The 13,271-nt window shown below is 34.2% G+C and carries 13 protein-coding genes; 4 read left to right on the plus strand and 9 right to left on the minus strand.

Translation table 11 applies throughout. The annotated features are described in order from the left end of the window. Nucleotides 1-50: 50 nt before the first annotated feature. From BW951_RS08295 to BW951_RS08310, 4 genes are all read left to right on the plus strand, one after another. The gene (locus BW951_RS08295; RefSeq protein ID WP_076391981.1) at nucleotides 51-821 is read left to right on the plus strand and encodes a class I SAM-dependent methyltransferase; all 771 of its coding nucleotides are present in this window, start codon (nucleotides 51-53) and stop codon (nucleotides 819-821) included. 25 nt (nucleotides 822-846) lie between these two features. Then, nucleotides 847-1,875 (plus strand): acyltransferase family protein, encoded by a 1,029-nt coding sequence (locus tag BW951_RS08300; RefSeq protein ID WP_076391705.1) that lies wholly within the window; start codon nucleotides 847-849, stop codon nucleotides 1,873-1,875. A gap of 142 nt (nucleotides 1,876-2,017) precedes the next feature. After that, nucleotides 2,018-3,451: an MBOAT family O-acyltransferase gene (locus tag BW951_RS08305; RefSeq protein WP_076391707.1), complete on the plus strand. Its 1,434-nt coding sequence runs from the start codon at nucleotides 2,018-2,020 to the stop codon at nucleotides 3,449-3,451. Nucleotide 3,452: 1 nt separating this feature from the next. Beyond that, nucleotides 3,453-4,382 carry a hypothetical protein gene (locus tag BW951_RS08310; RefSeq protein ID WP_228427522.1) on the plus strand — a complete coding sequence of 310 codons (930 nt, stop codon included), beginning with the start codon at nucleotides 3,453-3,455 and terminating at the stop codon, nucleotides 4,380-4,382. Here BW951_RS08310 and BW951_RS08315 read toward each other — a convergent pair. The 9 genes from BW951_RS08315 to BW951_RS08355 are packed head-to-tail and all read right to left on the minus strand — an operon-like array spanning nucleotide 4,374 to nucleotide 13,271. Further along, nucleotides 4,374-5,315, minus strand: a complete 942-nt coding sequence (locus BW951_RS08315) for a glycosyltransferase (RefSeq protein WP_076391711.1) — start codon at nucleotides 5,313-5,315, stop codon at nucleotides 4,374-4,376. The genes BW951_RS08310 and BW951_RS08315 overlap by 9 nt on opposite strands. Further along, the gene (locus BW951_RS08320; RefSeq protein WP_076391713.1) at nucleotides 5,312-6,142 is read right to left on the minus strand and encodes an FkbM family methyltransferase; all 831 of its coding nucleotides are present in this window, start codon (nucleotides 6,140-6,142) and stop codon (nucleotides 5,312-5,314) included. Before BW951_RS08320 ends, BW951_RS08315 begins: the two co-directional genes overlap by 4 nt. Nucleotides 6,143-6,152: 10 nt before the next feature. Then, entirely contained in the window at nucleotides 6,153-7,226 is a 1,074-nt protein-coding gene (locus tag BW951_RS08325; RefSeq protein WP_076391715.1) for a glycosyltransferase family 47 protein, read from the minus strand. Further along, nucleotides 7,219-8,169, minus strand: coding sequence for a glycosyltransferase family 2 protein (locus BW951_RS08330; protein ID WP_076391717.1), 951 nt, complete (start codon nucleotides 8,167-8,169; stop codon nucleotides 7,219-7,221). Before BW951_RS08330 ends, BW951_RS08325 begins: the two co-directional genes overlap by 8 nt. Next, on the minus strand, nucleotides 8,166-9,071 hold the full coding sequence (locus tag BW951_RS08335) for a GT-D fold domain-containing glycosyltransferase (RefSeq protein ID WP_076391719.1): 906 nt from the start codon (nucleotides 9,069-9,071) through the stop codon (nucleotides 8,166-8,168). Before BW951_RS08335 ends, BW951_RS08330 begins: the two co-directional genes overlap by 4 nt. A 2-nt stretch (nucleotides 9,072-9,073) precedes the next feature. Then, the gene (gene asnB / locus BW951_RS08340) at nucleotides 9,074-10,870 is read right to left on the minus strand and encodes an asparagine synthase (glutamine-hydrolyzing) (RefSeq protein WP_076391721.1); all 1,797 of its coding nucleotides are present in this window, start codon (nucleotides 10,868-10,870) and stop codon (nucleotides 9,074-9,076) included. A gap of 25 nt (nucleotides 10,871-10,895) precedes the next feature. Continuing rightward, nucleotides 10,896-11,642, minus strand: coding sequence for a class I SAM-dependent methyltransferase (locus BW951_RS08345; RefSeq protein ID WP_076391723.1), 747 nt, complete (start codon nucleotides 11,640-11,642; stop codon nucleotides 10,896-10,898). A gap of 30 nt (nucleotides 11,643-11,672) precedes the next feature. Then, a complete protein-coding gene (locus BW951_RS08350) occupies nucleotides 11,673-12,590 on the minus strand; it encodes a glycosyltransferase family 2 protein (RefSeq protein ID WP_076391725.1) in 918 nt (305 codons plus the stop codon). A 12-nt stretch (nucleotides 12,591-12,602) separates the two neighbouring features. After that, nucleotides 12,603-13,271, minus strand: coding sequence for an NAD-dependent epimerase/dehydratase family protein (locus tag BW951_RS08355; RefSeq protein ID WP_076391727.1), 669 nt, complete (start codon nucleotides 13,269-13,271; stop codon nucleotides 12,603-12,605).

Genomic DNA, 13,271 nt, shown 5'->3' on the forward strand with positions numbered 1-13,271 from the left:
TCCTAAAGATAACAGAAAAATCTTTATTTTTGTGGCTTAAATTTAACACAGTGAGCGAAATATCCAGAGTTCTCAAAACGTTTATAGCCTATCTTAAAAGACCCGATCTTTACCCTGAATTAGGACGTAAAATTGTAAAAAATACCGTAAACCGGGGAAATGCTTTTAAAGGAAAAGAAAAAACAAATTCCTGGGCTGCATCCAGAGCGGTTTCTCAAAAGCAGGCGGTTTCTCAGCTTTTCGGGATCGAAATTGATCCTTTTCAGAAAGATTTCGCTGAAATTTTAAAAGATTCTGAAAGAAGACAGAATGAATGTCCGATTAAAATGGGAGGAGCGGGAGCTTTAGAACTGATTTATTATTCCTGCGAGTTTACCCATGCTAAAAATGCAGTGGAAACCGGCGTTGCGTATGGATGGTCTTCTTTGGCAGCATTACTTTCCTTAACTAAGAGAAACGGAACATTATACAGTTCGGATATGCCTTATCTGGCGCAGGATGGCGATCAGTATGTAGGATGTATTGTACCTGAAAGTCTTACCTCCAACTGGAAATTATACCGTTTTGCGGATAGAGAATCTCTTCCTAAAATATTTACCGATAATGCCTCTTTCGATGTTGTGCATTATGATTCTGATAAAAGTTATAATGGGAGATTCTGGGCTTACAACGAGCTTTACCTGCATTTGAGAAAAGGTGGAGTTTTCATTAGTGATGATATCGGAGACAATTCTGCCTATCAGGATTTCTGCGAAAAAAACAATATCGAAACTACAGTAGTAGAGTACGAAGGAAAATACATTGGTGTTTTTGTTAAATAAAAACTTTTAAGTGTATTTTTGATTCGTGAAAATTAGTCAGATTACATTTACAAGATTTCTTGCTGCCCTAGCAATTGTGATTTTCCATTATGGTGAAGGTTCTTTTGTCTATAAAATAAAATATATTTCGGAGATTTTTGCTAAGGCGAATATTGGAGTAAGTTATTTTTTTATTCTTTCGGGGTTTATAATGATTGTTGCGTATCATTCCAAAAAAAAAATAAATTACATTGATTTTTACCGAAACAGGGTCGCAAGAATTTATCCGCTGTATGTAATCGGACTTATTCTATATTTATTTACACGATCTCAGGAAACTGCTTTTTTCCCGATTATTGCATATTTGTCTGGTGTTCAGAGCTGGCTTCCCGGCAAAGCTTTAATTTTGAATTTTCCGGGATGGTCGATTTCTGTAGAGTTTTTCTTTTATCTGATTTTTCCTTTTTTGTATAATTATATTTACTCAAAAAATTATAAATTCATCTGGATTACTGCTGTTCTCATCTGGATTGCCACTCAGGTTTTTTGCAACTACTTCATGTTTTCCGGATTGTATGAAGGAAGATTTTCCAAAAGTCACGATTTTATTTCTTACTTTCCGTTATTGCATATTAACGAATTTTTAATCGGAAATCTCGCAGGAATATTTTTTGTTAAAAATTTTAAACAGAAAAACTATGACTGGGCGATATTTCTGGTTTTCAGTTTAATATTATTTTCCCTGCTGTTTGTACCTCTATATTATCATGATGGATTAATGGCTGTGTTTTTTGTTCCGCTGATTGTTTTAATCTCTCTGAACAATGGTTTTTTAACCAGAATAATGTCTATAAAGCCTTTGGAATATATGGGAGAAATCAGCTATGCCATCTACATTGTTCACATTCCTGTTCTGTTTATTTTAAGGTCGTTTTTGTGGGATTATTTCAGAATCTATGATAGAAGTATCATCTTTTGGATCTATATTCCTGTTTTAATAATTATTTCAGGCATTTTTTATCAATTGATAGAAAAACCCTGCAGAGATTATTTAAAGAAGATAAAATTCGGATAAAAATATTTACTTTTGTTAAACATAAATGAATAAATTATGACAGAAATGCTGTTCCCTTTTCCTATTTTCGTTCCTGATAATAGCTGTTTATCAATATATTCTGCATAAGTTTTTCTTAAAATCTTCAATTTAAAAGAATACTATGCTATTTAATTCTATTGGTTTTCTAATTTTTCTGCCAATCGTTTTTATACTTTATTGGTTTGTTTTTAATAAAAAGTACCAACATCAGAATGTACTTGTTCTGGTAGCAAGCTTCTATTTCTATGCCTGTTGGGACTGGGGATTTCTTTTTCTGCTGATGTTTTCTATCGGGCTGGATTTTGTTTCCGGTATTATGATCGAAAAAAGCAAAAGCAAAAAAGAATCCACATTTTGGTTAGCACTCAGTATTATTATAAATCTGGGCTTTTTAGGTTTTTTCAAATATTATAATTTTTTTATAGAAAGTTTTTCAGAACTTTTAGGAAGTTTTGGTTTCCACATCAATATCTGGCTGTTAAAAATAGTCCTTCCTGTTGGAATTTCTTTTTATACGTTTCATGGTCTTTCTTATGTGATTGATATTTATAAAAAGAGAATTTCTGCGGAGCGGAATTTTATAGATTATGCTGTTTTTGTAAGTTATTTCCCTTTATTGGTAGCGGGACCTATTGAAAGAGCAACCCACCTTTTGCCACAGATTCAGAGAAAAAGGACATTTAATTATGAACAGGCTGCAGATGGAATGCGGCAAATTCTCTGGGGCTTTTTTAAGAAAATGGTTATTGCAGACAATTGTGCGCCTTTGGTAAATGAAATTTTCGCACATTATCACACCGAAAGTGCCAGTAATCTGGTTTTGGGAGCCATACTTTTTGCTTTTCAGATTTATGGTGATTTTTCGGGGTATTCTGATATTGCTCTTGGAGTTTCCAGACTTTTTGGAATAGAGCTTCTGAAGAATTTTGCTTTCCCTTACTTTTCAAGAGATATTGCAGAATTCTGGAGAAGGTGGCATATTTCGCTTTCTTCATGGTTCAGAGATTATCTTTATATTCCTTTAGGAGGGAGCAAGGGCGGACTGATAATGAAGATCCGCAATACTTTCATCATTTTTTTAGTCTCGGGTTTCTGGCATGGAGCCAACTGGACATTTATTATCTGGGGCGGATTGAATGCTTTGTATTTTATGCCTCTTTTACTGATGGATAAAAACAGGCAAAATCTTGAAGTTGTTGCCATGGATAAATTTTTACCTTCTTTCAGGGAAATTTTTCAGATTTTAATTACCTTTTCTCTTACCTGTTTTGCATGGATTTTTTTCCGCGCGGCATCTGTTTCTGAGGCTGTTTCTTATATTGGAAAAATTTTTAATAAGACGATTCTTTCAGTTCCTCCTCATTTTCCATATAAAGTAATGGCTCTCATTGGAGTAATGCTTATTGTTGAATGGCTCAACAGAAGCCGCTTTCACGGTTTGGAAATTGAAAGATTTCATCCGTGGCTGAGAAGAGCTATGTACGCAGTGATTATTTTTATCATTTTCCGTTATGCTAATTTCGGGAATAATGAATTTATTTATTTTCAGTTTTAGTATGAAAAAATTTTTATTCAAATTATCATTTTATCTGGTAGGCTGTGCTGTCGTCTTGGCTGTTCTCGGCTCTTTCGCAGATGGAAATACAGACGATAATTATATGCATTTCGCAGTAGAAAAGCCTGAAAATATTATTTTGGGAGATTCCAGAGGTTCTCAGGCTGTTCAGCCGGATATTTTAGAAGGTAAGCTTCATAAAAAGTTTGATAATTTCGCCATCAATGTCGTTCAGTCACCTTACGGAAAAGTTTATCTGGAAGCTCTAAAAAGAAAAATTAAACCGAATACAAAAAATGGCGTTTTTATACTGACTGTTGATCCCTGGAATTTATCTGTCAATAAATCATTTGATGAGTCTAAAGATTTTCCGGAAAAAGAAAATTCTCCATTAGGAAATATGTACAGCTATGATATGTCGCCTAATTACGAATATCTTTTAAAGAATTATCCAAGAAGCTGGTTTAAAATTTTTAGCGAAAGAGAAGAATCGGGAAGATCCAATACTTTTTTACATAAAAATGGATGGCTTGAAGTAAATGTAAGCATGGAAAAAGATTCTGTACAAAAAAGAGCAGAAGCCAAGCTGAAATTTTACAAAGAAGATCTTGCTAAAACACAGAAAATATCTGCAAAAAGAATTCAGGCACTGGAAGATATGATTACATTTCTAAAAGATAAAGGAAGTGTATATCTTGTAAGAATCCCTGCTTCGGGTGAAATTATGAATGTTGAAAACAGATATAGTCCTGATTTCAGTCAACGTATAGAAAATATTTCAAAAAGATATCATGTTGTGTACTTTGATTTTTCTTCAAAAGCTGAAGATTATATTTACACAGACGCAAACCATATGTACGAAGAATCCGGAAAAGTTTTTACCTCACAGATCGCGGATTCTATACTTATAAATTCGAAACATTTAAAATAAATATTCTCTGAAATTGATATTGTAAAGTCCGGAGCGAATGCTTCTGTAGTCTGTAAAAAGATACTTGGTAATCATACCCCATTTTTTAAGCGTTGGAGCAAGAGCTATTTCGTAGCTTCTGTGTATTCTTTTGATGTGTAATTTTATATCTTCCGGAATGGTGTTTTCCTTCTGTGCCCATTCGTTTACTTCTTTCCACAGCAGAACCCGGGTTATGGCAGGATTTACTTTTTTAGAATCTACTGCTGTAATTCTGTTACTCTCGTGAACGCCTCTCATGGCAACCGCTTTATCCAGAATTCCCGGATAAAGATCAAGATAATAAGATAATCTGAACAAGAATTCTGTATCCTGATGAAGCCTTAAATGCGTTTTGAAAAAAGTATTGAGCTTTCTGACCATAGATTCTCTCCTGATCGTTAAACAATCGATACTGAAAAGCCCAAAGCTTCCTCTCATATTGAGCTGACCCGGAAAAACGTCTCTTGGATCGTGCTTCTTATAAACGGTAGTTAAATTATCCTTAAAAAGGCTGTAATACTGTTCTTTTGCTTTTTCAGAATAGTAATGAACTCCTAAAGCACCGTAAACACCTTCTACTTTTGGATCTTTAAATAATTCTTTTTCGGCATCAAAACGGTTGGGCAGATAATAATCATCTGCATCCAAAAAAGCAATAAAATCTCCGGTAGCTTTTTCCAGTCCTAAATTTCTTGTTTTTCCCGCGCCGTGATTTCCTTTGTCGGGATGCTGAAAAAGCTTTACCCGATCATATTTTTCTGCTAATTTTTCACATACTTCTAAAGCATTATCAGGAGATTGGTCTTCAATTAAAATAACCTCATATACTTCCTCAAACTGAAGAGCGGATTCCACAGCCTGAGTTACATATTTTTCGGCATTGTAAACGGGAGTTATGACGGAGATTTTCAATTTAGCTCTATGTTAATTGGTTTTATAATCCAGTTGTCCTGGAATACATTTGCAAAATCACTTTTCTGAATAATTTTATTATGTACTCTGCTGTATATTTCAAATTTATTATCATTGAAAAAATTGTACAGATCTTCAGGAGTATAGGAACCTTCCTCAGAAATCCACTGTCTGTCGTATTCCAGAAAAATTACAGGTCTGTTTTTCAGGATAATTTCCTTATTTCCAAGAATTACTACTGCTTCATATCCTTCAACGTCTATTTTCATGAGATCAAAACGAGTTTCCCCAATAATGTTTTCCAGGGTATCTGTTTTTACGATGATTTTATTGGTATGCTCATTGGCTCTGTCTATAAAAGAACTTGCTCCCGCATGATCCTCAATAAAATTGAATTCCTTAGTTTCTTTTTTATTGCTGATTCCGAGATTAAAAGTTTTTATATTCTGAATATTATTTTTAGCAATGCTTTTATTAAATTGTTCATATACTTTCGGGATAGGTTCAAAAGCATATATTTCCTTACAATATGAACTTAATATCAAACTGTGCTGACCGATGTTTGAACCAATATCCAACATTGTTTTGCCTTTATTCAGCTCGTTATACATATCATCGATAATGTCTTTTTCGTAAATACCATTCTTAAAGATCATCATATCTACATATCCGAATTTTCTGTTCAGAATAATCTTGGTTTCTTTTTCTCTGTATTTTATGGTATACGTGGTAACGCTGTCGAGGTAAGATATATTGAGTTTTCTTTTAACAAAATTGAAAATTCCTTCTCTAAATAGAACATTACTAAATTTTTTTACTGTATTCATGTTTATAATTTTATCGGATAAATTTTATACTTCTGTGTTCCGCCTGTAAATATATAAGTTTTTTCTCTTTAATACTTTTATTAAGGCGTTTTACCAGAGCTTGCGGAGTGAGATAGCTATTATAGTATTCTAAAACATTGCTTCTCATTGCTGAAATTTCCTGCTCCTGTAAAGTGAAAATTTCCTGCTCAAGAATCTGTTCTAAATGATTAAGGTTTTCGAATATAATGGCATTCATTTTATGCTGAAGATTAGGATACATTACCTCAGCATATTCTTTTTGTATGAGAGGAATGGTGCCAACTGACATTGCTTCAATCACGTTATGACAAAGCGGCATTACGACTCCGGGACAACATAAATAAAAGTTGAAATAGGAGAGTAGCTCCCGGATATCCTCCATTTTTATAGGATAATTTTCCTTGATCGCGAAAACATATTTTTCATCTAAATTTTCATCTGAGGAAACTATATCATTCTTACCATAAATAGAGACAAAGTTCTCTTTTTTCTGAAAAAAATCTAAAAGTGCAACTCGTGTTTCCACTGTAAAAGCAGTTCTTTTGATATCTAAATAAGCTTTAGCATCAAAATTTCCATAACAGAAAATAGAATTGAACCTTTTTCTGTCAGTATCCACTTTATGGTTCCATATTTCTTTATTATACATGAATGGATGAAAACTCATAGGAACATGAAAAGCATTTTCATCAATATTCTTATGCTCGAAATAAGTGGAAAAGTAATCAGGACTAAACATTTCATCGTTTATTTCGATAAAATTTTCAGGAAGATTTTTTTTGTGAATGCTTAAAAAGTTTTTTTCCCGGACAATAAGTCCTAAATAGCGGTCTTTATTTCTTAAATTTCTGAATCTTGCAAAATTCATAGGATAGATAATGTTGTATCCTGAAAGCTGATAGAATTTAACCAGCAAATAAAAAAAGCGATGGTATAGATTCGGGTTTTTAAAATTGATCAACAAAGTTTTGTCCTTCTTCGGCGGACTGTAAAACTTTAATTTCACATAAGCCAAAGAATCGCTCACAAGCCTTTTGATCTGGTTAATTTTTGTATTAATCATGAGGATTGTTTAAAGCATGAAACCGATATCTTGTTTTCAGAAATTCCGGATTTTGCAGTGCTGTAGCTAAAAATGAAAGCCATTTTTTTAATCCCTTCTGATTCGCTATTTTGAAGCTGAAATAATCTAACGCTATTTTTTTTGCGTATTCTTTTTCTAAAGAATTGGCTTTGCTCCACAAATAAACTGATTCACTGTATAGCAAACTGTTTTTATAAAATTTTGAAGAATAAGGTTTTATCTTGGTAATTCTGTTGTCATCATGAATTCCTCTCATGGCAATCGCCTGATCGATAATTCCGGACTTTAGATGACAGAGGTATGCCAGTTTAAGATTGAAATCGGAATCCTGATGTACGCGGAGATTTACATTAAAACGAAGATGAACTTTGTCTAAAGCAGATTTTCTCACCGTTAAAGTATTCAAATGAAAAAAAGAACCGAATGTCTTTGAAGTTAAGCTGAGCAGACCTCTGAAAACCTCTTTTCCTTCCGCAGGATAATTAACAGTAGTAAGAGATGATTCCTTAAATTTTTGCTGAAATTCCTGTTTGCCTTTTTCCGTTAAATATTCCACGCCAATTGCACCAAAAACACCATCGATTTTTGGATCTTTGAAAAGTTCTTTTTCCGCATCAAAGCGATTGGGAAGATAATAATCATCCGCATCCAGAAATGCTGTGAAATCGCCGGTTGATTTTTCAATTCCTAAATTTCTTGTCGCTCCTGCGCCATGATTTCCTTTGTCAGGGTGCTGAAATAATTTAATTCTGGAATTTTCTGAAGCAAGTTCTTTGCAGATTTCCAGAGAATTGTCTGTAGAACAATCTTCTGCCAAAATAATTTCTATTACTTCTTCAAATTGCAGAGCAGATTCCACCGATTTTCTTAAAAATCCGGAAGCGTTATAAATGGGGATGATAACAGAAATATTCAGGTTCATTCTTTTATTTCTAAAATGATACTTTCTTGATAAGGTCGAGCAAATTCCTCCGGAATATCGAAGGATTCCTGGCTTTCCGCTTCATTAACATGACGTCCTTCGATCGCAATTTTTTCCGTAGCTTTTCTCAAAAACCAGATGTATTCAATATCAATATGTCCGATATCGATTGCCCAATAATTGTCTTTAGCCAGATCGTAAGCCAAAATCGTTGCGGAGGGACCTAAAGCCGCCAAAATAAGTCTGTCTTTTCCAAATTCCGCTGCTGCTTCAAAAATTTTATCATAACATCTGAATGCATTCTTTTCGGGACAGATAATCCTTTTAAGAGAAGCTGCATTTTCAAACAGATCATTTCCTACACCCAGTCTGGAATATTTTCCCTCAATAATCAGGATATCTTTTTTATCCCATATCTTTTTGAGAGATTTAATAATGTCTAAATTCCTTTTTTCAGATTTATCTTCATAACCGAGATAAAATCTTGTGATGAATGAATTTCCGTAGGTTTTGTTTTTATCTAAAAAAGGAGAAACTCTGGAACCGTAATTATTAATGAATTTTTTCCACCAATACTTTGTAATAATATCAAAAGAATGTACTGTAGCAAGCGGTTCAGGAAGACATACCAAGTGGTTTTTGAGATCTGAAGCAATCACTTCGCGCATTTTTTCCCGGATTATTTCGCTGTTTTCCTGAAATTCCAGTTCGTACTGCGGAAGCATCAATCTGAATTCTCCATCTCCAAACCTGCTTACGGAAAGTTTGTTTTTAATAATATCATCAATAGTATCTTTTATATTCAGAATACGGAAAGACGGAAAGTCAGCACGAAGCTTTCGGGTATTAAAAAGCCACTGATAATAATAGAAACGGGACGTAATTCTTTTTTTCAGACTCATGATTACAAATATTTTTCGTTGTTATGAGCCCAAAGAGCCAACTGCAAAAGACACCAGTGTTTGTAATCTTTGGTCAGTAAATTCTGAGTCGCCTTAAAATCGATGTAATTAAAAATCTTTTGGTTAGGATTTTTTAACAGTTCATCGGAAAAGCGGAGAAGGCTGTCTTCTGTAAACCAGTTTTTAACATTCATCCCGAATCCCTGTTTATGTCGTTTTCTGATGGTTTCCGTCCAGTAAGAGCCCATAGATTCGCGAAGGATAATTTTATCGTTATCGTTACTAAGTTTAAGATTTTCCGGAAGCTGAATGCAGAATTCTGCGAAATCCAGATCAAGAAACGGCGTTCTTACTTCTAACGAATTTGCCATTGCCATTCTGTCGGATTTTACCATCATATTGGACGGTACAAAGTCTTCAATATCCAGTCGCATGATATCATTTAATGAATCCGGATCTGGGATAAAGCTGTAAGGCTGATCATAATCCGAATGCAATCCTAAAGCCTGCCTTTCTTGCTTTGAGAAAGCTCTTCTTACATAGTTTTGGTGAAACTCAAGAATGCTTTTGTTTTCAATATTCTGTTGACTGATAAAAGAGATAGGTTTTATTTTCTGATACAGTTTTAATCCAAACTGGGCAATAATATTTTTGTAACTGAAATGATTTCTCAGTTTATTTTCAATGGTGTAGAAGTTGTAGCCGCCGAATAATTCATCTCCTACATCTCCCGAAAGGACAACGGTAAGATTTTTCCGTGCATTTCTGCAGATTTCAAAATGCGGAATTGAAGAATAATCTGCAAAAGGTTCATCAAAAAAAGGAGAAGTTTTTAAAAGAGCTGTTACCAGATCTTCTTTTTTTTCGTGAACTTCAATGTGGTTGGTATGGTATTTATCGGCTATTTCTTTGGCATATTTCAGTTCGCTGTCTTCATGATCGTAGCCAAAACTTATGGTTGTCTGTTTGGGTAAAAATTCGGCAACAAGTCCTACAATGGAAGAAGAATCTAAACCTCCACTCAGAAAACTTCCTACTTCAACATCGGCCACAAGCTGTTTTTTCACAGCATTTTTCAAAAGATATGCAAATTCTTCTTTGGCATCGGATAAACTTATGGTTCTGTCTTTTTTGGGAAGACTGTAATATCTTGAAATGGAGATATTGCCATCTTTCAAGATCAGCTGATGAGCAGGAGGGAGGGCATGAATATTTTCGTAAATACTCTGATATGTACTTACATAACCATGCTGAAGGTAATGAGAAAGAGCCAGATTGCTTACTTTTGGACGGATAAGCCCTGAAGCGAGGATTGCTTTGATTTCTGAGGCAAAAATAAATTCATTATTGCTTCCAATTGCATAATAAAAAGGTTTTTCTCCAAAACGGTCTCTTGCACAGAACAGTTCCTGTTTTTCGTTATCCCAGATGGCAAAAGCAAACATTCCCGGAAGATCATGGATGAGGTCTTCTTTTTTTCTCTGATACATGGCAAGAATTACCTCCGTATCTGAACTTCCACGATAAGGATATTCTGCATAATGTGCCTTAATATCCTGATAACCGTAGATTTCTCCGTTCAGTACGATGCATTCGTTTTTTGTAGAGGAAAACATGGGTTGTTTTCCGTTTTCGGAAAGATCAATAATAGAAAGTCTGCGATGTCCTAAAGCTGCATTTTCGTAAAATTCAAAGTGAGAAGAGTCCGGACCGCGATGCGCAATGGCATCGGTCATTTTTTTCAGTTCTTCCTGATAATTTCTGGCGTTGTTGGTAATGATTCCTGCTATTCCGCACATACCTTTTAATTTTAATTGATCTTACTTATTTTTCGCAATAGAAAATATCTTCATCAGGATTAAGACCAAATTTCTTATATTTTTCCGAAATATTTATTCTTTTTACTTTAAAACCAACACTTTCCAGCCTTGATACATAATCCTGTCCGTAAATTCTCACATGATCGAACTGCCCGAATAATTCTTCTCTTTTATTTCGGTCGGTAATGGTGAAATCTTCATGGGTCTGTTGATTATTTTTGGAAATAGGAACCTGCAAAACAGCATGACCTCCTGGTTTTAAGATTCTATGAAGTTCCTTCATTGCTTTCGTATCTTCAGGAATATGTTCTAAAACATGATTGCAGATGGCAAGATCAAAATGATCATCTTCATAAGGTATATCCATCACATTCATATTTTTTACATGACTTGGATAATCGTATCCCTTTGTAAATAAATCTCCGCAGATGTATTCTTTTACATTTGATTTTAAAAATATATTTGAAAGCTTGGGTTCCGGAGCAATGTGAAGGATGCTGAAATTTTTGTTATCTGTAACTTTCAGTTCTTCAATTAAAAATGCATATAAAAGTCTCTCTCTGTCTCTTGAATGGCATTTGTAGCAACCTGCTGCACGTCTTCCGCCGCCAATTACCTGTTTGTCTCTTAGTACTTTAAGATCATGTCCTACCACTTCCAGATCTTTAGAATCGTAACCGCAATAGGGACAGTGATAGGTGGAACCTGAATGGGAAAGCAGTTTTATTTTGTTTGCAATTTTATTTATCATTTTAAGTATTTTTAAATATTGAATATGGATTTACAGATTCAGAAATGAGGGCGATTTCTTTTCCACGATATTTCTGAGTTCAGTTAATTTTTTTTCCTCGGAAACGATTTTCTTATATTTTGATGCTAACTTCTGATAGTTATTTTTCTTTCCGGTAAACATATTTTTTAGCATACTTTGTTTGAGTGCTTTTTTTTCTGCCTTCAGAGAATCCGGAATAGAAGGATTCATGATGTTGGTTTCTATTCTGAGGTCTTCGTATTTTGTATAATCGACCTTAGACAGAGACTGTTTTCCGTCATGTACCACTTTGCTCTCCGGAACAAGTAACGTTTTCTTCTTGTGGAATAAAATGCGGTTTACATATTCTAGATCTTCGCCGTAATGAAAAAAATAAGGGTTGAATCCTCCTACCACGTCAATGGTTTCTTTGGGTAAAAACCAATGAGCGGCATTGATGAAGCTTATTTCGTAAAAGGGCTGTAAAGTCTGGAAATAGAGATCAGAGATCAGTCTTGTTTCAAAATTATGGGCAATGTATTTATCAAGAAAAATATCCAGTTTCTTTCCGGTTCCGTCAATATGCATCGGGCTCAGTATGCCTATTTCTTTTTTGTCAGGATGAAGATTGTAAACATGAAGGAGCTTTTCCAGACTGTCACTAAAAATCCATGCATCCTGATTCATCAGATAAAAAAAATCGGCTCCCTTTTGATAGGCTTGTTCGATTCCGATATTATTTGCTTTACCGAATCCTAAATTTTTTTCGGACTGAATCAATTCAACTTCGGGAAAATTGGACGTAATAAATTTTTGTGTGCCGTCTGTAGAACCATTGTCTACCACAATACAGTGAACAGGAACAGAAGACTGCCTTAAGCTGGTAAAGCATTTTTCTGCCCATTTCATGGCATTGTAGGTTACAATAATAAAATAAATTTTAGGCATTTGTGTTCTGTTCTAAATATATTTGTCAGCTAAATTTTTTAAATAATTTTCAGCATCTGTTCCTTTAAAGAAATCGTTTACCGATTCATCAAAATTAACTTTATAAAAATCTCCTTCATCCGATTCCTGATAATTTGCTTCTTTTTGCAGCTTATTCCGGATGGCTTCTACAATTTCCTTTAAATCATAATAATACGGATAGGCAAAGTTAATGGTTTGGTTATTAACATTTGCACAGTTTGATTCTAAAAATTCCGTAATATGATCAATATCCAGCAATAATCTTCTGGCTTTCTGATGCAGCATGAAATTACTGCCCTGTATAATCTGTGTTTTAAGAAAATTAAATAGGGTATTGGGGTTTCCGCCTTTGCCTACAATATTACCGATCCTTAGAATGATATAGTTTTTGCAGTTTTCTTTTATGAAATTTTCAATTTCCAGTTTGTGCAGAACATATGGGCTTTGCTGTTTTGAAAGATCATTTACACTTAAAGTAGAAAAATAAAAAAGCTTTTTTTCCTCATGTGGTATTATGCTGTTTTTTAGAAGAGAAAATTCTCTTTCAAATTCCGAGCTTCTTGTTTCGAGGGAGTTTGAAACTCCGGAAGCAAAGTAAAGATGGTCTTTGGAATCGATATTTTTTAGTGAGTTGGCAATGAGTCCGTTTCCTATAATCAT

It is taken from the genome of Chryseobacterium gambrini (assembly GCF_900156825.1).
In the GTDB taxonomy this organism is placed as follows: domain Bacteria; phylum Bacteroidota; class Bacteroidia; order Flavobacteriales; family Weeksellaceae; genus Chryseobacterium; species Chryseobacterium gambrini.

Excerpts from the sequence above, each read along its gene's own strand:
- BW951_RS08305 (WP_076391707.1), top strand. The coding sequence starts at position 2,018 with ATGCTATTTAATTCTATTGGTTTTCTAATTTTTCTGCCAATCGTTTTT.
- BW951_RS08310 (WP_228427522.1), top strand. The coding sequence starts at position 3,453 with ATGAAAAAATTTTTATTCAAATTATCATTTTATCTGGTAGGCTGTGCT.
- BW951_RS08320 (WP_076391713.1), bottom strand. The coding sequence starts at position 6,142 with ATGAATACAGTAAAAAAATTTAGTAATGTTCTATTTAGAGAAGGAATT.
- BW951_RS08325 (WP_076391715.1), bottom strand. The coding sequence starts at position 7,226 with ATGATTAATACAAAAATTAACCAGATCAAAAGGCTTGTGAGCGATTCT.
- BW951_RS08330 (WP_076391717.1), bottom strand. The coding sequence starts at position 8,169 with ATGAACCTGAATATTTCTGTTATCATCCCCATTTATAACGCTTCCGGA.
- BW951_RS08335 (WP_076391719.1), bottom strand. The coding sequence starts at position 9,071 with ATGAGTCTGAAAAAAAGAATTACGTCCCGTTTCTATTATTATCAGTGG.
- asnB (WP_076391721.1), bottom strand. The coding sequence starts at position 10,870 with ATGTGCGGAATAGCAGGAATCATTACCAACAACGCCAGAAATTATCAG.
- BW951_RS08345 (WP_076391723.1), bottom strand. The coding sequence starts at position 11,642 with ATGATAAATAAAATTGCAAACAAAATAAAACTGCTTTCCCATTCAGGT.
- BW951_RS08350 (WP_076391725.1), bottom strand. The coding sequence starts at position 12,590 with ATGCCTAAAATTTATTTTATTATTGTAACCTACAATGCCATGAAATGG.
- BW951_RS08355 (WP_076391727.1), bottom strand. The coding sequence starts at position 13,271 with ATGATTATAGGAAACGGACTCATTGCCAACTCACTAAAAAATATCGAT.